Consider the following 22,931-nt stretch of genomic DNA (forward strand, 5'->3'; position numbering starts at 1 on the left):
CCAAGATTGTCATGACCCCGCCTCCGCTTCCCCCGACCGATCCCGTCTTCGGCAAGCTGTCGCTCGCGGCGCTGCCGCTGCACGAACCGATCCTGATCTTCACCTTCCTCGGCGTCGCCGTCGGCGGCCTCGTCGTCCTCGGCCTGATCACCCGATATCGCCTGTGGGGCTATTTGTGGAAGGAGTGGTTCACCACCGTCGACCACAAGCGCATCGGGATCATGTATATGATCCTTGGCCTCATCATGTTCCTGCGCGGTTTCGCCGACGCGATCATGATGCGCCTGCAGCAGGCGATGGCGTTCGGCGGGTCCGAAGGCTATCTGCCCGCCCACCATTATGACCAGGTGTTCACCGCCCACGGCGTGATCATGATCTTCTTCGTGGCGATGCCGTTCATTACGGGCCTGATGAACTATATCGTCCCGCTGCAGATCGGCGCGCGCGACGTCAGCTTTCCGTTCCTCAACAATTTCAGCTTCTGGATGACCGCCGCGGGCGCCGCGCTGACGATGGTCTCGCTGTTCGTCGGCGAATATGCGCAGACCGGCTGGCTCGCCTATCCGCCGTTGTCGGGGATCGCCTACAGCCCCAATGTCGGGGTCGATTATTATATCTGGGGGCTTCAGATAGCGGGGGTCGGTACGACCTTGTCGGGCATCAACCTGATCGTGACGATCCTGAAGCTGCGCGCGCCGGGCATGGGCCTGATGAAGATGCCGGTCTTTACCTGGACCTCGCTCTGTTCGAACATCCTGATCGTTGCGAGCTTCCCGATCCTGACCGCGACGCTCGCGCTGCTCAGCCTCGACCGCTATGCGGGCACGAACTTCTTCACCAACGATCTCGGCGGCTCGCCGATGATGTATGTGAACCTGATCTGGATCTGGGGACACCCCGAGGTCTATATCCTGATCCTGCCGCTGTTCGGCGTGTTCAGCGAAGTCACCTCGACCTTCTCGGGCAAGAAGCTCTTCGGCTACACGTCGATGGTCTATGCGACCGTGTGCATCACCATCCTGTCCTACCTCGTCTGGCTGCACCATTTTTTCACCATGGGGTCGGGCGCCAGCGTCAACAGCTTCTTCGGCATCACGACGATGGTGATCTCGATCCCGACGGGCGCGAAGCTCTTCAACTGGCTTTTCACCATGTACCGCGGCCGCATCCGCTTCGAACTGCCGATGATGTGGACGATCGCCTTCATGCTGACCTTCGTCGTCGGCGGCATGACCGGCGTGCTGCTCGCTGTCCCGCCCGCCGACTTCGTGCTGCACAATTCGCTGTTCCTCATTGCGCATTTCCACAACGTGATTATCGGCGGCGTGCTGTTCGGACTATTCGCGGCGATCAACTATTGGTGGCCGAAGGCCTTCGGGTTCAAGCTGAACGTCTTCTGGGGCAAGGTCAGCTTCTGGTGCTGGGTGGTCGGTTTCTGGCTCGCTTTCATGCCGCTCTATATCCTCGGCCTGATGGGTGTGACGCGGCGGATGCGCGTATTCGACGACCCGAGTCTCCAGATATGGTTCGTCATTGCCGCGATCGGTGCGGGGGTGATTGCCTGCGGAATCGCCGCGATGCTGATCCAGTTCGGCGTGAGCATCTGGAAGCGCAAGGAACTGGCCGACGACAGCGGGGATCCCTGGCACGGCCGGACGCTCGAATGGGCGACCAGTTCGCCGCCGCCCGACTATAATTTCGCCTTCACGCCGGTGATCCACAATCTCGATGCGTGGCACGATATGAAGACGCGCGGGCACGAACGTCCGGTCGGCGGCTTCCGCGATATTCATATGCCGAGCAATACGGGGACGGGGATCATCCTTGCCGGTTTCTGCCTGGCGATGGGCTTTGCGCTGGTCTGGCATATCTGGTGGCTGGTGATCGCCAGCTTCGCCGCGACCATCGCCTATGCGATTTTCCACACCTTCAATTACAAGCGCGACTTCGACATTCCGGCGGCCACGGTCGCCGCAGTCGAAGAGGCGCGCACTCGCCAGCTGGCGGCCGGAGCCTGATCCGATGAGCGCAAACACCGTCACTGCGGGCGATCCTGTCCGGTTCTACGACCTCGACGAGCACGCCCATCCCGAGGGGCACAGCACGATGCTGGGCTTCTGGATCTACCTGATGAGCGACTGCCTCATCTTCGCGATCCTGTTCGCCTGCTTCGCGGTGCTCGGCGGCAATTATGCCGCCGGCCCGGCGCCGAAGGATCTGTTCGACCTGCCGCTCGTCGCGCTCAACACCGCGATGCTGCTCTTCTCGTCGATCACCTACGGCTTTGCGGTGCTGCAGATGCAGCAGGGCAAGGTGAAGGGCGTCCAGCTCTGGCTCGCGATCACGGGTCTGTTCGGCCTCGCGTTCCTTGGCATCGAGCTTTACGAGTTCCATCATCTGATCGAGATCGGCGCGACGCCGCAGCGCAGCGCCTTCCTGTCGAGCTTCTTCACTTTGGTCGGCACGCACGGGCTGCACGTCACCTTCGGCATCGTCTGGCTGGTCGTGCTGATGGTCCAGCTCGGCAAGCATGGTCTGATCGCCGCGAACAAGCGCCGCGTGATGTGCCTCAGCATGTTCTGGCATTTCCTCGACGTCGTCTGGATCGGCGTCTTCACCATTGTCTATCTGATGGGAGTGCTGCGATGAGTGCCGATCCCCACGCCGCCGGTCATGACGAGATCGAGCTGCCGCACGCGTCGATGCGCGACTATGTGATCGGCTTCGTCCTGTCGGTGATCCTGACCGCCATTCCCTTCTGGCTGGTGATGGAGCGGCCGTTCTCGGCGGGAGCAACCGCGGCGATCATCATGGCGTTCGCGGCGGTGCAGATCGTCGTGCACATGATTTTCTTCCTTCACATGTCGCCAAAGGCCGAGGGCGGCTGGTCGATCACTTCGCTGACCTTCACGATCATCGTCGTGGTGATCATGCTCGCGGGCTCGCTGTGGGTGATGCACCATCTCAACACCAACATGATGCCGCCGCACGATGTGAGCCAATTGCCGTGACGCGCGCCCGCCGGGCGGCCTTCGCCGCCGCGGCGCTGGTTGCGGCGGCGTGCCTCGCGGCGCTCGGTATCTGGCAGGTCGAACGGCGGGCGTGGAAGCATGAACTGGTCGCGGCGGTCGATGCGCGCATTCATGCACCGCCGGTTGCGGCGCCCGGTCCAGGTCGATGGCCGACGATCAATGCGAAGGACGACGCCTATAGGCGCGTGAGCGCAACCGGGCGCTTCCTTCACGACCGCGAAACCCTGGTGCAGGCGGTTACGGAGCGCGGCGCGGGCTATTGGGTGCTGACGCCACTGGAGACGCCGGACTTCACCTTGCTCGTCAATCGCGGCTTTGTGCCGAAGGACCGCAAAGCAACCGCGGCGCGAGCGACAGGCAATCCGCCCGGCGAGGTCGAGGTTACCGGATTGCTCCGCGTTACCGAGCCGGGCGGCGCCTTCCTGCGCACGAACGATCCCGCCGCGAACCGATGGTATTCGCGCGACGTCGCAGCGATCGCGAAGGCGAGGGGGCTTGGCGAGACCGCGCCCTATTTCGTCGATGCCGATGGCGCGCCCAACCGTGGCGGCTACCCGGTTGGCGGGCTCACCATCGTCCGCTTTCCAGACAATCACCTGGTCTATGCGCTGACATGGTTCGCGCTTTGCGCGCTCAGCCTCTTTTTTGCGTGGCGGCTGTGGCGTATCCGGGATTGATGACCAGTACCGCAACCCTGCCGACCGTGGCAGCCGAGGCCCCCGCCGAAGCGAATGCCGGCCGCCGCAACATGGCGCTGCTGATCCAGCTTCGCTGGCTCGCCGTGGGCGGGCAACTCGCGACGATCGGTATCGTGACCGGGCCGATGGGGATTTCGCTTCAGCGGGCGCCGCTGCTCGCTGCAGTCCTTGTCCTGATCGCGATCAATTTTGCCAGTCTCGCCCTGCTCCGCCGCGGGCGCGCGGTGACGAACGCCGAACTGACGGCCGTGCTGCTTTTCGACGTCGCCGCGCTTGGCTGGCAACTCCATCACAGCGGTGGTCTCGCCAATCCCTTCGCCTCGCTGTTCCTGTTGCAGGTCGTGATCGGCGCGATGTTGCTGACCCCGGCATCGTCGTGGGCGATTGTGGTCGCGGCACTGGCGGCCATCGGGGTGCTTGCGGTCGACCCGACGCCGCTCCTGCTGCCCCCTTCCTATGCCGCCGATCCGATGGGGCTCTACCTCAAGGGCAGCCTCGTCTGCTTCCTGCTGATCGCGGTGCTGCTCGTCGCGTTCGTGACGCGGATCAGCCGCAATTTGCGCGAGCGCGACGCTGCGCTCGCCGCGAGTCGCCAGCGTGCGGTGGAGGAGGACCATATCGTGCGCATGGGATTGCTCGCCTCGGGCGCGGCGCATGAACTCGGCACCCCGCTGTCGACCTTGTCGGTGCTGATCGGTGACTGGAAGACGGCGCCGGCGATCGCCCGCGATACCGAATTGCAACAGGATCTGGCCGACATGGATGCGGCGGTGCGGCGCTGCAAGGCGATCGTCAGCGGCATATTGATGTCGGCGGGCGAGGCACGCGGCGAGGCGCCGCAGGTCACGACGATGCGCGCCTTTCTGACCGCCCTGGTCGAGGAGGCGCGGGCGGGGCGAATGCCGGGGACGGTCGAATTCAACGACCTGTTCGGTGCCGACCTCGCGATCATCTCGGACCCTGCGTTGCGGCAGGTGATCGGTAATGTGCTAGACAATGCCTCCGAAGTCTCGCCCGAATGGATCGCCCTCACCGCGTCGCGCGACGGCGGTATGGCGGTGATCGAGATTTCGGATCGCGGGCCGGGATTCAGCGACGAGATGATCGAGCGCTTCGGCCAACCCTATAGTTCGACAAAAGGGCGGCCGGGCGGCGGGCTGGGACTGTTCCTGCTCGTCAATGTGCTGCGCAAGCTTGGCGGCAGCGCCAGCGTCGCCAACCGCGATGCCGGCGGCGCGGTGGTGCGCGTGATCCTGCCGCTGTCGGCGGTCGCCGCCGAAGGAGAGTCGGTGTGAGTGGCCGGCGGCAACTGCTGATCGTCGAGGATGACGATGTCTTCGCGCGGACGCTGAAGCGTTCGTTCGAAAAGCGCGACTATGCGGTGCGGGTCGCGTCGAGTCCCGAGGAGACGAAGGCGTTGCTTGGCGACTGGCAGCCGGGCTTTGCGGTCGTCGATCTGAAACTCGGCAATGCTTCGGGGCTTGCCTGCGTCCAGATGCTGCGCGCAGTCGATCCCGCTATGCGTATCGTGGTGCTGACCGGCTTCGCCAGCATCGCGACCGCGGTCGAGGCGATCAAATTGGGGGCGTCCTATTATCTCGCCAAGCCGTCGAACACCGACGATATCGAAGCGGCGTTCGACCGGGCGGAAGGCGACGTCGATGCGCCGCTCGATGCCAGGCCGTCGTCGATCAAGACCGTCGAGTGGGAACATATCCATCAGACGCTGGTCGAGGCAAATTTCAACATTTCGGAGGCCGCGCGGCGGCTGGGGATGCATCGTCGCACATTGGCGCGGAAGCTCGAGAAACGGCAGGTGAAATAATGCGGCGGCTGGCACGCTTCGACCTTAACCTGCTGCAGATATTCGACGCGATCCATTCCAAAGGCGGCGTATCGGCGGCAGCGCGCCACCTCAACCTGTCACAGCCCGCGATCAGCCATGCACTCGCGAAGCTGCGCGACGCCTTCGACGACCCGCTGTTCGTACGGCAGGGTAACAAGCTCGTGCCGACACCCGCGGCGCGGGCGATCGCCGGGCCGGTGCGCGAGGCGCTGCGCGGGCTCGACGCGGCGCTCGATGCGGCGGCATCCTTCGATCCGGTGCAGTCGACGCGCGAGTTCCGCATCGGCGTCCGATTGTCGGGCGAGATGCCGCGCTTCTCGTCGCTGGTTGGCCGCGTACGGCATGATGCGCCGCACGTCGCGCTCGCCAGCGTGACCTTCCGCCGCCGCGACCTGGTGACGGCGCTTGCGAACGGTGATCTCGACCTCGCGCTCGATGTTGCGCTTCCGACCGACGAGCGGCTGTGCCGCCACTTTCTCGGCACGGAGCCGCTCGTCGTCATCGCACGCAAGGGCCATCCGCGCGTCGATGGCGCGATCGACCTCGATACCTATCTGGCGCTCGATCATGTCGTCGCGACGGCGCGTCCGCACGGCCCGGGGATCGAGGATATGGCGCTGGAGCGGATGGGGCTTGGCCGCCGGGTAGCCGTGCGCTGCCAACATGCGATTACCGCGTGGCAGATCATCGCCGGATCCGACATGCTCTATTCGCTGCCGCGCTCGCATGCCGAGGTGCTCGACGCGGTTTGGCCGATGCAACTTCTCGACCTGCCGCTGCCGGTCGATCGCGGCGGAACCTACCTCTACTGGCATCAGGCGGCGCAGGCCGACCCGGCGCTCGAATGGCTACGCAGGATCATCATCGACGAGATGGCCAAGCCCGACTGACTATTCGTCAGACGAATACCATATATTCCGACCTATCATTTTGATCGATGGTGGAGCGCGACTAGCATCGCGCCAGCTTCAGCGGAGAGCCGTCCATGACCGAAATCGAACTTCAAGCCGAACTTAACGACCTGCGCATGTCGAAGGATGCTCAGCCGCTCTTCGACGCTGTGAAACGTCATATCGCAGAGAATGTCGACCCGATTACCGAAGAATTCTTCCGTTTGGGCGAGAACCGTGCTGATCGCTGGAGCTGGGCGCCGGGCCAGCTCGAACTGCTCGAAGGCGCAAAGAATAAGGCAAAGGCCGCGGGCCTCTGGAACTTCTTCCTCCCGCACGGCGACACGGGAACGCCGCTCAGCAACCTCGACTATGCCTATATCGCGGCCGAACTCGGAAAGTCGCCGCTCGCATCGGAATCGCTGAACTGCTCGGCGCCCGACACCGGGAATATGGAAGTGCTCGAAATGGTCGGCACGCCCGCGCAGAAGGAGCGTTGGCTTAAGCCGCTGCTCAATGGTGAAATCCGGTCGGCCTATGTCATGACCGAACCCGGCGTCGCGTCGTCGGACGCCAGCAATCTCGAAACCAGTGCCGTGCTCGACGGCGACGAATGGGTGATCAACGGCGAGAAATATTTCATCAGCGGCGCCGGCGATCCGCGCTGCAAAATCCTCATCTGTATGCTCAAGACCAATCCGGAGGCGTCGCGGAAGGGCCAGCATTCGCAAATCCTGGTGCCGATGGACACGCCGGGGGTGAAGGTTCTCGGTCCGATGCGCGTGTTCGGCGCCGACCATGCGCCGCAGGGCCATATGCACATGCGGTTCGACAATGTCCGCGTGCCGCGCGAGAATATTCTGCTTGGCGAGGGCCGGGGGTTCGAGATTTCGCAGATGCGCCTGGGGCCGGGCCGTATCCATCACTGCATGCGTACCATCGGCAAGGCCGAGGTCGCGCTCGACCTGATGGTAAAGCGCGGCAACTCGCGCACTGCCTTTGGCAAGCCGCTGTCGCAGCTCGGCAAGAATCTGGAAGTCATCGCGCGAGCGCGCTGTGATATCGAAGCGATGCGCCTGATCGTGCTCAAGGCCGCGAAGGCGATGGACCTGCTCGGCAACCGCGAGGCGCGGGTCTGGGTGAGCATGGCGAAGGCGATGATCCCCGAGCGCGCATGCCAGATCATCGACCAGGCGATCCAGATCCACGGCGCGACGGGCATCTCGCACTGGACCCCGCTTGCCGAGCTCTATGCGGACGTGCGCCATCTGCGCTTCGCCGACGGTCCCGACGAGGTGCATTACATGGTCGTCGGCCGCGACGAACTCGGCCGGCACTGACCACGATTTCGCGGGAGGGGGCGGGGAGGGGGTACGGCCTTCCAACCTTGCCGCGGCGAATTGCGCCACCGTGCCCCCGCCGTCACGATCCGTCGGGCCGTGAAGGCGGGGCGCATCCATGCTGGATAGAGATGCAATAGCCGGCAACGAGCGGCCGCTCCCGAGCCGCTGCGCCACGAATGCGTCGCCGCCGTTTCGGTCCTCCGGGATGGAGGGCAGCAGAAGAAGTCCATCGTTCGCGGTTCGTGGGAAGGGCACAAAAATGCTCACAGCTCGGAGCCGCAACGGCTCAAGCTCTTGGCCCGCGTCAACCTAAGCTAACGATTAAGTCACTGAAAAATGGTGGACGCACTAGGGCTCGAACCTAGGACCCGCTGATTAAGAGTCAGCTGCTCTACCAACTGAGCTATGCGTCCACATGCCGGTTTCGGCATTCTTCGGCGGGGCCGGGAAACTCCCTGTCTCGCGAAGAGAGCGCGCCGCTATCATGGTGTTTCGGGCTTGGCAATGCCCAATTGCAGATTTTCTTCAATGAAAGCGGCGTGTCCCGGTTTTGCTGTCGTTTTCGATCGCCAGGATGATGCCGACGCACGTCATGATCGTCAGCATCGACGAACCGCCGTAGGAAAAGAGCGGCAGCGGGATGCCGACGACGGGCGCCATGCCCATCACCATCGACAGGTTGATCGCGATGTAGAAAAAGATCGTCATCGTGAGCCCCGCCGCGGTGAGCTGGCCGAAGCGCGTCCGGGCACGGAGCGCGACGCGCGTGCCCCAGCGCAGCAGCAGGAAGAACGCGAAGAGCAGTGCCAGGCCACCGATCAGTCCCCATTCTTCCGCCATCGTTGCGAAGATGAAGTCGGTGTGGCCTTCGGGGAGATAGTCGAGATGGCTCTGCGACCCGTTGAGGAAACCCTTGCCGCCGATCCCGCCCGAACCGATCGCGATCTTCGACTGGCTGATATGATAGCCCGCGCCCAGGGGGTCGCTTTCGGGGTCGAGGAAGATCAGGACGCGCTTCTGCTGATAGTCATGCAGCATCGAGAAGAGGATGGGCAATGCCGCGACGCCGGCACCCGCTGCGCTGCCGAACCACCAGAAGGGAAGGCCCGCGACGAACATCACCACGACGCCGCCGATCGAGATCGCGAGCGCCGTGCCGAGGTCGGGCTGGAGCATGACGAGTGCCGCCGGAAAGCCGATCGCGAGGAGGGCGGGCCAGAGCGCGGTGAAGGTGCGCGTGTTGCCCGGCGGTAGCTGCGTATAGAAGCGTGCAAGCGCGATCACGATCGCGACTTTCATCAGCTCGGATGGCTGGAGGTTGATGAAGCCGAGGTTCAGCCATCGCTGGCTGCCGCCGCCGACGAAACCGAGCAGTTCGACCGCCATCAGTAGCGCGAGCACCCCGATATAGCCGATATAGGCGAAATCCTCGAAGAGACGGAGCGGAAGGCGTCCGATCACGAGCGCGGCGCCCAGAAAGACGAGGAAGCGGACACCCTGCTGCCACGCCCAAGGCGACCAGTTGCCGCCCGCCGCCGAATAGAGGACGAGCAGACCGAAGCCGCAGATAGCCGCCAAAAGCGCAATGAGCTTCCAGGGGAAGCGCTGGATCGCGGGTGGAACCGGGATCATTGGGCGAGGCCCGGATCGGGCGCCGCAATGCCGGCCTTCCAGGCGGCGTAGTTGCGGTCCATGCGTTCCTTGATCGTGCCGCCCCAGCCGGCCTCGAAGGTCTCGAGCGCCTCCATCCCCTTTTCGCGATCGTAGATGAAGGTTAAGACGTCCTTGGCGACGGGCGCCGCGGCGCGGCTGCCGCCCATGCCATGCTCGATAATGACCGAAATCGCGTAGCGGGGATTGTCGACCGGTGCGAAGCCGATGAACAGGCCGTGGTCGCGAAAGCGCCACGTCCCCCCCTTGCCGTTACCGGTGTTGAGGCCGCGCACCTGTGCGGTGCCCGTCTTGCCCGCCATCGCGATGCCGTCGAGCGGCAGGCGGCTGCGCCCGGCGGTGCCGCCCGGCCCATTGACGACGAGGTCCATGCCTTCGCGTGCGGTGGCCAGCGCCTCGGCAGAGAAGGGGAGGGCCTCATTCTTGAACTGCCGGTTGACGAGGCGCGGATAGAGGCGGCGGCCCGACGCGATGCGCGATGCCATGACGGCGAGCTGGAGCGGGTTCACGCTGACATAGCCCTGGCCGATGACCGCGTTCAGCGAGTCCGATGCCGACCATGGCTGGTCATATTTCTTCATTTTCCAGGCGCTATCGGGAATCGTCCCGAAACGCTGGTTGCTGCCCGCGAGCTGGAATTCCTCGCCTAGCCCCATCAGGCGCGCGGTCGGCGCGATCGCATCATAGCCCAGCCGGTGGGCAACCCAGTAGAAATAGCTGTTACAGCTTTTCATGATCGCGTGCGGCATGTCGAGGCTGCCATGCGTGCCAAGGCAGCGGAAGAAGCGGCTGCCGAGACGGTAGCCGCCGATGCAGGTGTGGCGCTCGCTGGGGTCGATGCCATGCTCGATCGCGGCGATCGCGGCCATCGGCTTCAGCGTCGATCCCGGCGGATAGAGGCCGCGCGTCGCCTTGTTGATCAGCGGCTGGTGATCGTCGGCGCGCAGCCAGCTATATTCCGAATTGCTGATCCCGTCCGAGAAGCTGTTCGGATCGAAGCTCGGCATCGAGACGAAGGCGAGGATGTCGCCGGTATGCGTGTCGATGACGACCGCCGCGCCGGACTCGGGGCCCATGCGCCGCGCGACATAGTCCTGCAGGTCGGCGTCGATGGTCAGGTGAACGGTCTTGCCCTGTACGTCGGGCTGGGTCGACAGTTCGCGCACGACCTTGCCACGCGCGGTGACCTCGACGCGTTTGGCGCCGGGCTTGCCGCGCAGCATCTGCTGGAAATATTTTTCGAGTCCGTCCTTGCCGGTCTTGTAGCCGGGGGTGATGTAGAGCGGGTCCTTGACCTTCTCATATTCCTCGGCGGTCGGCGCGCCGACGTAGCCGATGAGGTGGCCGACGGCGGCGCCGGTCGGATAGTTGCGCGCGAAGCCGCGCTGCGGCGCGACACCGGGCAGTTCCGGCAGGTGGACGAGGATCGACGAATATTCCTGCTCGGTCATATCCTCGGCGATCGCGACCGGCTGAAAGCCCGATGCGGCCTTCAGGTCGCGCTCGATACGTTCCATCGCGTCATTGTCGAGGCGGAGCAGCGTCCGGAGCTGCCCGAGGACATTCTCCTTGTTGTGCAGCCGGTCGGGGATGATGTCGACGCGCAAGGACACGCGGTTGTTCGCAAGCGCCTTGCCGTTCCGGTCGACGATCCAGCCGCGGCGCGGCGGAACCAGCGTCAGATTGACGCGGTTGCTCTCCGCTTCGAGCACATAGCGTTCGTTGTCGATCACCGAAATATAGGCCATGCGCGCGGCGAGCGCCACGCCGACCGCCGCCTGCGCGCCGCCGACGACGAGCGCGCGGCGGGTGAAGGTGAAGCCGCGCCAGGCTTCGGTGATCGGGGGACTCTTTTTGCCAAACATGAAGGGGTTTTATCGACGTTTCAGGCGGAAATTGTCAAACTTGCCGGTGAGGCGAAGGAAGAGCGGGAGGAGCAGGATCGAAACGATAATTTGCGGCGCGACCAGGCCCAAAACGCGTCCGGTCTCGGCGTGCGGATGGGTGAGCAGCGCGGCGATCGCCTGGACGAGCGCCACGAGCAGCGCGCCGATCGCCCAGTCGTGGAAAAAGCCGCGCCAATAGATGCGCTGCGACAGATAGGCGATCGCGATACTCGCCGCGGTCCACAGGAAGACGGCCGTGCCGATCGGTGCGCCGCTGAACAGGTCGTCCCACAACCCGAGGGGGAGGCCGATCCACACCGGCCACATCTCCGTCCGCAGCAGCTGCCAGCAGAGGAAGAACAGCAGGCCGAGCGGCGGCAGCACCGGCGAACTCGCGACCAACGGCAGCATCAGCGGCAGCGCCGATGCGATCATCACCGTGGCGACCGGCACCGCGCGCATCCGCCACAGCGATGCCGGTTCGCCGAGACGCGGCCCTTTCTGGTTCATGGCGCCTTCGGAACCTCGGGCACCGCGTCGGCGTCGGGCTTCAGCAGCGCCTCGGCATTGTCGGGCGTATAGGGGCGAAGCACCGACACCGCGTCGACCTTCGCAGGGTCGGCGAGCGGGCGGGCGAGGGCGCCGTCGTCCTGGCGGCGGATGACGATCGCGACCGGGATGTTCGGCGGATAGAGGCCGCCGGTCCCTGAGGTGACGAGGATATCGCCGGGTTTGAACGGATTGTTCGCGATATTGAGCGTGCGGATGTCGAGATCGCCGTTGCCGCGGCCATAGGCAAGCGCGGGCAGACCGTCGCGCGCGCGGCGGACGGGAACGATATTGTCGATATCGGTGATCAGCAGCACCTGCGACACCGACGGACCCGAGCCGAGGATGCGGCCGATCAGACCGTCGGCACCGCGCACCGGTTGACCCGCTGCGACACCCAGATTGCGTCCGATGCTGAGCAGCGCGATGCGCTTGCTGCTCGTCGAGGTCGAGGTGAGCAGATACCCGTTGGCGATCGCGGTCTTGTCGGCTTCCTGCAGCTTGAGCAGCGCCTTGAGCTGGCGGTTCTCTTCCTGCAGCGAGCTGGTCGCGACCAGCTGGCGGCGGGTCGCGGCGAGTTCCTTGCGGAGCCGGCGGTTCTGCGATCCCGCGCCGACATAGGCGGACACGGCGTCATCGATGCCCGAGATCGAACCGATGACCGACCGGCTGGCGCGCGCGATCGGCGCCGTGACCTCGTGGCTCGCGACGCGCAGCGCAGCGAAGCCGACGGGATCGACGACCGACAGCACAGCCAGCAGCAAGCCCGCCACTGCCCCTGTCACCGCAATGACATAGGCAACGAACAGGCTGTACTGGGCCTTTCGGGATTGCCCCGGACGCCGATGTGCCGGGCGGACCATGGTGCGACGTTACCCGATCAGGCTTGCTGCAGCACGCCGCGGAAGGCCGGATCCTCCATCGCGCGGCCGGTGCCGATCGCGACGCAGGTCAGCGGGTCTTCGGCGACCGTGACGGGCAGGCCGGTCGCGTCGCGGAGCAGTTCGTCGAGCTCGGCGATCAGCGCACCGCCGCCGGTCAGCACGATTCCCTGGTCGACGATGTCGGCCGCGAGTTCGGGCGCGGTGTTCTCCAGCGCGATGCGGACGCCCTCGACGATCGTGCCGATCGGTTCGGACAGCGCCTCGGCGATCTGCGCCTGGTTGATCGAGATTTCCTTGGGCACGCCGTTGACGAGGTCGCGGCCTTTGATGTGGATCGTCATGCCGACCCCGTCGGCGGGGATGCGCGCGATGCCGAAATCCTTCTTGATCCGCTCCGCGGTCGCTTCGCCGATCAGCAGGTTATGGTGTCGGCGGACATAGGAGACGATCGCTTCGTCCATCTTGTCGCCGCCGGCGCGGACCGAGGTGGTGTAGGCAAGGCCGCGGAGCGAGAGCACCGCGACTTCGGTGGTGCCGCCGCCGATGTCGACGACCATCGATCCGATCGGCTCGGTGACTGGCATGTCGGCGCCGATCGCGGCGGCCATCGGCTCCTCGATCAGCCACACTTCGCTGGCGCCCGCGTTCGACGCGGCGTCGCGGATCGCACGGCGTTCGACGCTGGTCGAGCCCGAGGGGACGCAGATCACGATTTCGGGGCTGCGGAACGCATTGGGCTTTCCACCATGCACCTTGGTGATGAAGTGCTTGATCATCTGTTCGGCGACGTCGATGTCGGCGATGACGCCGTCACGCAGCGGACGGATCGCCTCGATGCTGTCGGGGGTCTTGCCCATCATCAGCTTCGCATCGTCGCCGACCGCCTTCACGCGCTTGATGCCGTTCAGCGTCTCGACCGCCACCACCGACGGCTCGTTGAGCACGATGCCCTTGCCGCGCACATAGACCACGGTGTTCGCGGTGCCGAGGTCGATAGCCATGTCTTGGGAATTGAATTTAAGCCAGCGAGAAAAGAAGGACATCTATACTGCTTCCTGTCATCGGCGCCGCCGGTCCAGGATGGACCGTGCCCCCGTAGAATTTTGACTCCGCATGTCCCGCCGTCAACAGCAGCAATCAGGGGGAGAGTCCGGCCTGTCCGAACGGATGGCTGGATAAAATGATCAGGCTGTGCGGATGGGTCGCGATTTGCGTCCGACTGCGCTAGGAGAGCTTCCATGTCAATACGCCGCCTGCCGGAAAAGCTCGTAAATCGGATCGCGGCCGGTGAAGTGGTTGAAAGACCGGCCGCGGCGCTCAAGGAGCTGGTTGAAAACGCCATCGACGCCGGCGCGACTCGCATTTCGGTGCGAATCGCCGAGGGCGGGATGGCGCGGCTGGAGGTCGAGGACGACGGTTGCGGAATGACCGCCGCCGACATGGCGCTGGCGCTCGAACGCCATGCGACCTCGAAGCTGCCGACCGACGAGATCGAGGACGTCACGACGATGGGTTTTCGCGGCGAGGCGCTGCCCTCGATCGCGAGCGTCGCGCGGCTGACGCTCGAAAGCCGGGTTGCCGGTGGCGACGGGTGGCGACGCGTGGTCGACAATGGCGCCGTGATCGCCGAAGGACCGGCGGCGCTGGCGAAAGGGACGCGCGTTCTCGTCGAGGATCTGTTCGCGCGCGTTCCGGCACGGCGCAAGTTCCTGCGCAGCCCTCGCAGCGAATATGCCGCCTGCCTCGATGTCGTGAAGCGGCTCGCGATGGCGCGCCCCGACATCGCTTTCGTCGTCGAACATGACGGGCGCCGCGTCCTTGACGTGCAGGGCGGACAGGATCGGCTGTCGCGGGTCGCCGCGCTCACGCAGCGCGAGCTGGCGGCGAACAGCATCGGGGTCGATGTGGAACGCGGCGCGGCGCGGCTGGGCGGCGTCATCAGCCTGCCGACCTACAATCGCGGCATCGCCGACCATCAATATCTGTTCGTCAACGGGCGCCCGGTGAAGGACCGGCTGCTCGTCGGCGCGCTGCGCGGCGCCTACGCCGACCTGCTCGCGCGCGATCGCCATCCGGTCGTCGCGCTGTTCCTCGATATTCCGACCAGCGAGGTCGACGTGAACGTCCATCCCGCGAAGACCGAAGTGCGGTTCCGCGATCCGCAACTCGTTCGCGGGATGATCGTCGGCGGGCTTCGCCGCGCGCTCGACGAGCATGGGTTCCGTAGCGTGCAGCGTCCCGCCGAGGCGGCGCTGTCGGCGTGGCAGCAAGAGCCGGTGCCGCCGCCCGAGCCCGCAACCGGGTTCCTCTTCGGCCGCCGCACCGAGCCCGCCGTCCACCTGTTCGGCGCCGACATCACGCCGGCGGGCGAGGATGTCGCGCGCGTCTATGACCGGCTCGTGCCCTTTGCGTCGGCGGCGCCCGCGCCGCCCTCGGGGCGCGCCGAGGTCGCCGTCGCGCCGCCGCCGATGGCCGACGAGCACCCGCTCGGCATCGCGCGCGGCCAGATCGCCAACACCTACATCGTCGCCGAGGCCGAGGACGGGCTTGTGATCGTCGACCAGCACGCCGCGCACGAACGGCTCGTGCTCGAACAGCTCCGCCACGGCATGGCGGGGCGCGCCGTGCCGTCGCAGGGGCTGCTGCTGCCCGAAGTCATCGAACTCGACGAACCCGCGTGCGACCGGCTCGAAGCCGCCGCGCCGCAGCTCGCCGCGCTCGGCGTCGAGCTCGAACGCTTCGGCCCGGCGGCGGTCATGGTGCGCGCGACGCCCGCGATGCTCGGGGCGATCGACACGCAAAAACTCGTCAACGACATCGCCGACGATCTCGCGGGCTATGACGCCGCGCTCGGCCTCTCCGAAAAGCTCGAACTCGTTGCCGCGACGATGGCGTGCCACGGCTCGGTGCGGGCCGGACGAACCCTCAGCGTACCCGAAATGAACGCGCTGCTCCGCCAGATGGAGGTGACGCCGCATTCGGGCCAGTGCAACCATGGCCGCCCGACCTGGGTGAAGCTTGCGATGGACGATGTGGAGAAACTGTTCGGAAGGAAATAGGATGAGGTTTTTCGCAATCGCACTGCTATTGGCGGCATCTTCCATACCGGTGCATTTCGTGATGGCTGCCCCGGCCAAAAAGCCCGACGCCTGCCCCGCCAAACCCGTCCTGCCGCCCGAGCTGTCGGGCTGGGCGCGGAACAGTTCGAACAAGACCATCTACGGCTATGGCGACGCACGTGCTGCCGACTGGCCGCCGCTGGCGGCCGCGCGCACCGGGCTCGCGCTCCACCGGTACGAAAGCCTCAGCTACTGGATCGCGCCCGCGCGCGAGCCCGATCCGTTCAAGTTCGGCGGCATGGTGCCGATCATCGTCAAGAAACCCGGCCGCCTCACCGTCGCGCTCGACGAGGGCGCGTGGATCGATCTCGTGCATGACGGAAAGACAGTAGCGTCGGTCAGCCACAGGCACGGCCCCGCTTGCTCGGGAATCCGCAAGACGGTCGACTTCAACGTGACCGAAGGCCGCTACCTGCTCCAGATCGTCAACGCGCCGAACGCCTCCATCCGCGCGATGGCGGTGGTGCGCTGATCAGCGCGGCAGGCGTTTGACGAGCGCGCCGCTGGCGTCGCCCGGGATCGGTGCGACGCCGATCAGTCGCATGAGCAGCGGATAGACTTCGATATTGTCGACGATGCCGACGTCACCCTTCAGCGGCGTGCCGCTTGCCACGAAAAGCGCGAGCATCTGCAGATCCTGATTGTCATAGCCGTGGGCGCCGCCCTTGACCGGCCATTGCGGCGGGCCGGCGAGGATCGACCAGCCGGGCTCGGCGATGCAGATGATCGCCGCGACGCGCGGATTCTTGCCATAGTGCAACCGCTCGGGCAGCTCCTCGCGCCGGTTGCACGTCATATGGTCGTGCGGCTTGAGCAGTGCGTCATAGACGCGGTTGTCGGTCCCCGCGGCGGGTTCGATCGCGGCATAGGGGCCCGTCTCGACCGCGATGATGCTGGGCAGGTCGATCAGGTCGGCCAGCTGGATCACGCGGCTTTCGTCGATCGCGCGCATCCCGTGATCGGCGACGACGAGCAACTGCGCCGGCTGGCCCATCGCAGCGAGCCCTGCGACGAGGTCGCCGATCCGTGCATCCACCTCCGCGATCGCGGCGTTCACTTCGGCGCTGTCGGGACCAAACTCATGCCCCGCGCTGTCGACCGCCTCGAAATAGAGCGTCACGAAGGCCGGGCGGATGTCGGCGGGACGGCGCATCCAGTCGAGGATCGTGTTGACGCGCTGCGCATAGCCGACATTCTCGTCGTAGCGGAGCCAGTCGGGCGGACGTATCTCGTGGATCGCGACCTCGCTGCCCGGCCAGAACATCGTCGCGGTGCGGACGCCGGCCTTGTTCGCGGTCACCCAGGCCGGCTCCGCCTCGTCCCACCAGAAGGGATCGAGCGACTGCTTGGGGTCGCCAAGGCTGAACTTCACCGCGGGTCGCCGCGGGTCGATCATGTTGTTGCCGGTGATTCCGTTGGTGTCGGGGCGCTTCCCGGTGACGATCGCATAATGATTGGGGAAGGTCTTGGTCGGAAACGACGGGCGCAGCGCGCCATGCGCGCCCTCGGCCGCCAGCTTAGACAGGGTCGGCGTGATGCCGCGCTCCCGATAGTCGGCGCGAAAGCCGTCGATCGAGATCAGGATGGTGACGGGCTTGCGCACCTCCTGCGCTTGGGCGGGGCAGGCGGCGAACAACAGCAGAAGAAGCGGGAGAATGCGTATCATGCGCGGGCCGCTATGCCCGAAATATGACCGCGACGCGACAAGGGCTCAGGCCATCTTGATCCCGGCGACGTCGCGCTCGACCACCGCGGTCGCGCGCTTCGACAACGTGTTGGTCGGCGTCGTCACCTTGTCGACGACCATGAAGTGCGATTGCCATGCCTCCTTGCCGACCTCGCACACGACATAGCCGCGCTGGTCGTTCGCGAATTTGAGCTCGGGGTTCAGCTTCAGGAACACGTCGGTGCCCTTGCGCTGGTCGCTGCCGTCGCCGCCGCTCGAGATCGAGGTCGCGACGATTTCGGCGGCCACGATCTTGTCCCTGTGGACCAGATCGCCGCAGAAATTCTGGTGCTCGTCGCCGGTCAGCACGATGGTATTCTTGAGCCCCGCGAAACGCGATAAAATGCGCTCGCGCGGGGCGTCGTAACCCGGCCAGCTGTCGAGATTGACGATCTTCTTCGGCTCGTCCTCGCGGCGGCGGCGGTCGAGCGACATCATCGTCACCTGCTGCGCGATGCCGTTCCACGTCGCGCCGCCTTCGCCGAGATTCTTCGCGAGCCAGTCCTCCTGCGCCTTGCCGAGCACCTGCGCATCCTTGGCAAACACTTCGGGGCACGCCGGCTTGAAGCCGTCGCCGCATGGCTGATTGCTGCGATACTGCCGCGTATCGAGTATCTGCATCGCCATCAGATTGCCGTAGCGCAGCTCGCGGTTCGCCGCGATGAAGCCGCCGCGCGGGAGCAGCGCCTTACGCACCGGCATATGCTCGTACCACGCCTGGAACGCCGCCTGGCGGCGTAGCATGAAGACTTCGGGCGGCGGCGCGTCGGGGTCGTTGCCGTCGAGGTCCATCTTCCAGTCGTCATAGACCGAGACCCAGTCGTTGCGGATCTCGTGATCGTCGAAGCTGGAAACGAAGGCGTGCTGCGAGCGCGCCGCCTGCATGTCGATGTCGAACAATGTTTGCGAATAGGCGGTGCGGAAGTCGCCGAGATCCTGGAGTCCGCGTAACGCATATTGGCGCACCGGCCGGACGGGGAGGCCGTCGGGAAACAGGTAATCCTGCTGATATTCATAGATGAAATCGCCATAGTGATAGACGAAGGCGAGGTCCTCGCGGGCGAGATGACGGTACGCGCCATAGAAGCCCGATTCATAATGCTGGCAGCCGCAGACGCCGAACGTCAGCGCATCGACGTTGGCGCCGACCGGGGGCAGCGTCTTCGCCCGCCCGCGCAGGCTGCGCTCGCCGCCTGCGGTGAAACGGTAATAATAGGGGCGGTTCGGCTGGAGCCCGGCAACCTCGACATGAACGCTGTGGCCGAGTTCCGGACGGGCGAGTTCGGTTCCCTTGGCGACGACCTCGCGAAAGCCGCTGTCGGGAGAGACCTCCCAATCGACAGGCACGTTGACCGGCGGCATCCCGCCGTGCGGCGCCATCGGCTCGGGCGCGAGGCGGGTCCAGATGACGAAGCCATCGCTCGCCGGATCGCCCGCGGCGACGCCAAGCCCGAACGGAAAGTCGCGGAAGATGCCGGCCTCCGCGCGCAGAATCGCGGGCGCCGACAGGCCCGCGAGCGTCGCGGTAGCAAGAAAATGGCGGCGGTTCAGCATGGCGGCTCCGAAAGCGAAAGTTGCGACTCAGCGCGAACGGCATAGCCGAGCCATCCACGCATGCCCATGCGCCGCTTTGGACCTTTTGCCGCTTGTCAGCATCGCCCAAGTTTGAGACAGACCGGTGATCAACCGGGGGGATGATCATGAGCAGAATATCGAACAAGCGCAGCGCATTGGCTTTGGCAGGGGCGCTCGCGATCGCGGCAGCGCCAACTACCATTCTTCATGCGGCCGCACCGACGACCACCGCCAGCTCGGCCGAGAGCGAGATGATCGTGCGGCAGCGCGCCGCGACCGAGAAGCTGCTGAAGGAGCTCGACCGCCAGACGGGGACGATCCCGATTCGGGCGGCGAAGGCCGACCTCAATCTCGGCGACCAATATTATTTCGTCGGGCCCGAACAGTCGCGCACGATCCTGGTCGACATCTGGCGCAACCCGCCCGCGTCGGCGAACGGTGTGCTCGGCATGGTGTTTCCGAAGGGCAAGAGCTTCATCGACGACACCTGGTCGGCGGTAATCACCTATGAGGGCACCGGCTATGTGTCGGACGATGATGCCAAGACGATCGACTATGAAGAGATGCTCGCGAACATGAAGGCGAGCGACGAGGCGCAGGCGGCCGACATCCGTGCGCAGGGCTATCCCGCGGGCATTCTCCAGCGCTGGGCGCAGGCACCGACCTACGATGCGGGTCGGCATTCGCTCGTCTGGGCGCGCGACATCAAGTTCGACGATACGCCCGAAGATACGCTCAACTACGACATCCGCTTGCTCGGACGCGAAGGTGTGCTGAGCATGAACATCCTCGCAAGCATGAGTCAGCTCGACGATGTGCGCCAGGCGGCAAAGACCTTCGCCAGCGTCGGCAGCTTCCATGCCGGCGCGCGCTACGCCGATTACAACGCGTCGACCGACAAGAAGGCCGAATATGGCCTCGCAGGGCTCGTCGCGGCCGGTGGCGCGGCGGCGGTCGCGAAGAAGGTCGGGTTGCTGGCGGTCCTCGCCAAGTTCGGCAAATTCCTGCTGATCGGCCTCGTCGCGCTTTTTGCTGGCTTCCGCAATTTCATCGGCGGACTGTTCGGCCGCAAGCCCGCGATGGACGCCTCCGAATGGGAAGCGCCCGCCGACGAGGACAAGCGCGACTGACCTTCCTCGTCATGCCGGACTTGATCCGGCATCCACCGCTGCGTTCGACCGCTTGGACCCCGGATCGAGTCCGGGGTGACGAGGCAAGGACGGCTGGGCGATAGCTACCGCCCGATACTGAGCCGAGCGAACACGGTCGCGCCGATCGGGTTCTTGCCATAGGCGGCATCGAGCAGTCGCGGCTTGTCGAACGCCGCGACGCTGCCGCCCAGCGCGAGGTTCAGCGGCCCGGTGAGCGGAATGCGATAGGCATAGCCCGCCTGGAATTTGGTTACGCGGAACGGCACATCGTGAAGCGGGTCGTCATGGTCCGAAAACAGCTCGTCATTTTTCACATTCTCGATACGTCCGAACAGCGTGTGATGATCGTCGATGTCCCAATTCACCTCGGCGAGATACGCGGTGAGCGTGTCGCCGGGATCGCGGTTCTTCGCACTGAACGCTGCGCTTGCGGACAGACCCTTGCCGTTCGCATATTGGACGCTCGCGGTGGTGCGATGCTCGTTCTCGCCCGGATGCTGCGCCTCGGGTTCCTTGAGGCGCGCATGGCTGACCTGCAGCGCCCAGTCGGGCGTTGGGGTCCACGTGCCACGCACTGCCCAACTGTCGAAGCGCGGCGTTTCGATGTTCCAGCGCTTCTCGTCAGGCTCGCGGCCGGTGAAGAGCGAGCCCTCGAGTTGAAACGCCCGCGTCTGATAGCCCAGCGTCGCGACGCCATAGGTGATGTGCGTCGAATCGAACCAGTGGTGGGTGATCGGCGCCTCGGGATTATAGCGGGCGCTGCCGCGGTGCATGAAGGCGCTCGGCCCGATGGCTGGCTCGCCGACGGGACCGCCATAGAGGAAGATGCGTTCGCCATTGTCGCCGACATCGATGTCCACCCGAGCCGCCAGTTCCATGAACAGGTCGTGCGGATGTTGGCGATCGACGAGCGGCTCGCCGCCTGCGGTCTCGCCGGTCGCGAACAGGTTGGGGTAGCCGCGGTTCGACATCAGCGGCTCGAGGCTCATCATCGATTTGAGCTGGATGCGGCCCCATCCGGTGTCCTTTTCGCCCGACAGCATCAGCATCGACTGGATAGTGGCCTTGTCGTCGCCGCGCGGCCCCGACTGGTCCGAATAGACGCCCCAGGCGAAGCCGTGCGCCATGACCATCCAGTCATCGCCGGCGTCGATATGCAGCCCGGTGTGGCCGCCTTCGTTGGCGGGCAGGCGCGCGGTTCCCGACCCCTCGGCGGGGCTCGCCGGATCGCCGTGGCTCACCGCCGAATGGTCCATCGCCGAATGATCCATCCGCGCATGATCCATCGGTTCGTCGCCTGAGGCCGCTCCGGCGGACATGTCATGTCCTCCATGATCCTGCGCGGCTGCGGATGGGGAAAAGAAGGCAAGCGCCGCGGCGCCCGCCAGAAAAGGCAGTTTCGACATATAAATTTCCTGACAAAGAACGGGAATGGGGTTTCCGTCTTCGTCAGATGCGGGGGGGCGGGGTGCTCGGCGGCGCATTGGCGCCCGCGAGCGCCGTCATCGGCTGCGCAACGGGCGCGGCAGCGGGAAGGGGAAGCGGCGCTTCCGCGGCTGGCAGCGCCGGATTGGCGACGCAGCCGATGCAGAAATGGCCCACTTTGCCGGCATTGCCGTCAGGCTTGTGCGTGGGTTGCGTGCCATGACAATCGACCGGCGCGCTCTGCCCCCGCGCCGGCAGCGCCATCGCGGGCAGCGACAAGCCGATCAGGAACAGCGCGAGGAGCAAATGCCGCAACATCGCGCCGCCCATAGCACGGCCGAACGGGAAGAGAAAAGGCGGGGCCGTCAAAACCAAATCCGCATCATCCAGAACGCCATCGCGACCATCATGACATTTTCGGTCAGCGAGACGAAGCCCAGCGGCACCTTGCTGCTGCCACCGACGCACGCGCATTTGATGTCGCGTCTGTCGATATAGACGGCTTTTAACACGGATGCCGCGCCGATGCCGCCGATGAAAAGCGCGATCGGGATCGACAGTCCGGGCAGCGCGTGCGCGGTCATCAGCACGCCAGCGAGACCTTCGGCAAACGGATAGATGCTGGCATAGGGCACCCAGCGCCTGGCGAGCAGGTCGTAGTTCAGAAACATCGTCGCAAACCGGTCGACGTCCTGTAGCTTGAGCAGCGCCAGCACGACCATGCTGAACGAGATGAACCATTCGGCGGCGCGGAGCGTGAAGGCGCTGCCCTCGACCGCGAAGCTCGCCGCCAGCGCCATCAGCCCGGTCATCGTGAACAGCGCGATGACCGGGGTATAGCTGGTGGCGTTCGCGTCGGCGACTTTCAGTCCGAAATGATGACGGAGATCGTCGTAGCCTCCGACGCGGACGCCATCGATGAAGGTTTGCGGCGTTGTCTTGACGCCATGTTTCGCCTTGAAAGCGTCGGTTTCTGTGCGCGTCGTCAGCCAACGGTCATCGACGGTATAGCCCCGGCGTTCGAGTAGATGCTTCGCCTTTAGGCCAAAGGGGCAGATGTGGTCGGGAAAGACCATGCGATGGAGGGTTGCTTGCTTCGTCATGCGACCCATATAGCTTCTGTACCATGGTACGGA

21 protein-coding genes and 1 tRNA gene are annotated in these 22,931 nt (G+C 65.2%); 11 read left to right on the forward strand and 11 right to left on the reverse strand.

The features are described 5' to 3' along the window. Positions 1–11: 11 nt before the first annotated feature. The 8 genes from cyoB (at position 12) to QOL68_RS05690 (ending at position 7,806) form a co-directional block, all read left to right on the forward strand. On the forward strand, positions 12–2,018 hold the full coding sequence (gene cyoB, locus QOL68_RS05655) for a cytochrome o ubiquinol oxidase subunit I (protein ID WP_282947693.1): 2,007 nt from the start codon (positions 12–14) through the stop codon (positions 2,016–2,018). 4 nt (positions 2,019–2,022) lie between these two features. Next, positions 2,023–2,649 (forward strand): cytochrome o ubiquinol oxidase subunit III, encoded by a 627-nt coding sequence (cyoC, locus tag QOL68_RS05660; RefSeq protein ID WP_282947695.1) that lies wholly within the window; start codon positions 2,023–2,025, stop codon positions 2,647–2,649. Then, entirely contained in the window at positions 2,646–3,011 is a 366-nt protein-coding gene (gene cyoD, locus QOL68_RS05665; RefSeq protein ID WP_282947697.1) for a cytochrome o ubiquinol oxidase subunit IV, read from the forward strand. Before cyoC ends, cyoD begins: the two co-directional genes overlap by 4 nt. Then, positions 3,008–3,709: an SURF1 family protein gene (locus QOL68_RS05670; protein WP_282947698.1), complete on the forward strand. Its 702-nt coding sequence runs from the start codon at positions 3,008–3,010 to the stop codon at positions 3,707–3,709. Before cyoD ends, QOL68_RS05670 begins: the two co-directional genes overlap by 4 nt. Beyond that, complete coding sequence (locus QOL68_RS05675; protein WP_282947700.1) at positions 3,709–5,025, forward strand: ATP-binding protein; 1,317 nt, start codon at positions 3,709–3,711, stop codon at positions 5,023–5,025. The genes QOL68_RS05670 and QOL68_RS05675 overlap by 1 nt, the downstream gene beginning before the upstream one ends. Beyond that, positions 5,022–5,555, forward strand: coding sequence for a response regulator transcription factor (locus tag QOL68_RS05680; protein ID WP_204994185.1), 534 nt, complete (start codon positions 5,022–5,024; stop codon positions 5,553–5,555). The genes QOL68_RS05675 and QOL68_RS05680 overlap by 4 nt, the downstream gene beginning before the upstream one ends. Beyond that, entirely contained in the window at positions 5,555–6,466 is a 912-nt protein-coding gene (locus tag QOL68_RS05685) for a LysR family transcriptional regulator (protein ID WP_282947702.1), read from the forward strand. The genes QOL68_RS05680 and QOL68_RS05685 overlap by 1 nt, the downstream gene beginning before the upstream one ends. Positions 6,467–6,561: 95 nt before the next feature. Beyond that, positions 6,562–7,806, forward strand: coding sequence for an acyl-CoA dehydrogenase family protein (locus QOL68_RS05690; RefSeq protein ID WP_282947704.1), 1,245 nt, complete (start codon positions 6,562–6,564; stop codon positions 7,804–7,806). 340 nt (positions 7,807–8,146) lie between these two features. On the opposite strand, the gene QOL68_RS05695 is transcribed toward QOL68_RS05690, so the two are convergent. The 6 genes from QOL68_RS05695 to QOL68_RS05720 form a co-directional block, all read right to left on the reverse strand. Beyond that, positions 8,147–8,222, reverse strand: a tRNA-Lys gene (locus QOL68_RS05695). A gap of 112 nt (positions 8,223–8,334) precedes the next feature. Continuing rightward, positions 8,335–9,441 (reverse strand): rod shape-determining protein RodA, encoded by a 1,107-nt coding sequence (rodA, locus tag QOL68_RS05700; protein ID WP_204993044.1) that lies wholly within the window; start codon positions 9,439–9,441, stop codon positions 8,335–8,337. Beyond that, complete coding sequence (gene mrdA, locus QOL68_RS05705) at positions 9,438–11,345, reverse strand: penicillin-binding protein 2 (protein ID WP_204993043.1); 1,908 nt, start codon at positions 11,343–11,345, stop codon at positions 9,438–9,440. The genes rodA and mrdA overlap by 4 nt, the downstream gene beginning before the upstream one ends. Before the next feature lie 9 nt (positions 11,346–11,354). Next, positions 11,355–11,876 carry a rod shape-determining protein MreD gene (gene mreD / locus QOL68_RS05710; RefSeq protein WP_204993042.1) on the reverse strand — a complete coding sequence of 174 codons (522 nt, stop codon included), beginning with the start codon at positions 11,874–11,876 and terminating at the stop codon, positions 11,355–11,357. Beyond that, positions 11,873–12,778: a rod shape-determining protein MreC gene (mreC, locus tag QOL68_RS05715; protein ID WP_215354006.1), complete on the reverse strand. Its 906-nt coding sequence runs from the start codon at positions 12,776–12,778 to the stop codon at positions 11,873–11,875. The genes mreD and mreC overlap by 4 nt, the downstream gene beginning before the upstream one ends. 17 nt (positions 12,779–12,795) lie before the next feature. Next, positions 12,796–13,842, reverse strand: a complete 1,047-nt coding sequence (locus QOL68_RS05720; RefSeq protein WP_058456604.1) for a rod shape-determining protein — start codon at positions 13,840–13,842, stop codon at positions 12,796–12,798. Positions 13,843–14,037: 195 nt separating this feature from the next. On the opposite strand from QOL68_RS05720, the gene mutL reads away from it, so the two are divergent. Both mutL and QOL68_RS05730 read left to right on the forward strand, forming a co-directional pair. Continuing rightward, positions 14,038–15,858 carry a DNA mismatch repair endonuclease MutL gene (mutL, locus tag QOL68_RS05725; RefSeq protein WP_282947712.1) on the forward strand — a complete coding sequence of 607 codons (1,821 nt, stop codon included), beginning with the start codon at positions 14,038–14,040 and terminating at the stop codon, positions 15,856–15,858. Between the two features lies 1 nt (position 15,859). After that, positions 15,860–16,390: a homogentisate 1,2-dioxygenase gene (locus tag QOL68_RS05730; protein ID WP_282947714.1), complete on the forward strand. Its 531-nt coding sequence runs from the start codon at positions 15,860–15,862 to the stop codon at positions 16,388–16,390. Here the strand turns inward: QOL68_RS05730 and QOL68_RS05735 are convergent, their stop codons facing one another. Further along, entirely contained in the window at positions 16,391–17,584 is a 1,194-nt protein-coding gene (locus QOL68_RS05735; RefSeq protein ID WP_282947716.1) for an alkaline phosphatase family protein, read from the reverse strand. Positions 17,585–17,629: 45 nt separating this feature from the next. Further along, complete coding sequence (locus QOL68_RS05740; protein WP_282947718.1) at positions 17,630–19,198, reverse strand: alkaline phosphatase D family protein; 1,569 nt, start codon at positions 19,196–19,198, stop codon at positions 17,630–17,632. Between the two features lie 146 nt (positions 19,199–19,344). Here QOL68_RS05740 and QOL68_RS05745 point away from each other — a divergent pair, with 146 nt between their 5' ends. Next, positions 19,345–20,349 (forward strand): DUF2167 domain-containing protein, encoded by a 1,005-nt coding sequence (locus tag QOL68_RS05745; protein ID WP_282947720.1) that lies wholly within the window; start codon positions 19,345–19,347, stop codon positions 20,347–20,349. Positions 20,350–20,453: 104 nt separating this feature from the next. Here the strand turns inward: QOL68_RS05745 and QOL68_RS05750 are convergent, their stop codons facing one another. The 3 genes from QOL68_RS05750 to QOL68_RS05760 are packed head-to-tail and all read right to left on the reverse strand — an operon-like array spanning position 20,454 to position 22,907. Then, complete coding sequence (locus tag QOL68_RS05750; RefSeq protein ID WP_282947722.1) at positions 20,454–21,776, reverse strand: hypothetical protein; 1,323 nt, start codon at positions 21,774–21,776, stop codon at positions 20,454–20,456. Between the two features lie 43 nt (positions 21,777–21,819). After that, positions 21,820–22,113 carry a hypothetical protein gene (locus QOL68_RS05755; protein WP_156416617.1) on the reverse strand — a complete coding sequence of 98 codons (294 nt, stop codon included), beginning with the start codon at positions 22,111–22,113 and terminating at the stop codon, positions 21,820–21,822. 47 nt (positions 22,114–22,160) lie between these two features. Next, entirely contained in the window at positions 22,161–22,907 is a 747-nt protein-coding gene (locus tag QOL68_RS05760) for a glutaredoxin family protein (RefSeq protein WP_058456610.1), read from the reverse strand. Positions 22,908–22,931 lie beyond the last annotated feature (24 nt).

This window comes from Sphingopyxis sp. Geo25, from assembly GCF_949769135.1.
Classification (GTDB): domain Bacteria; phylum Pseudomonadota; class Alphaproteobacteria; order Sphingomonadales; family Sphingomonadaceae; genus Sphingopyxis.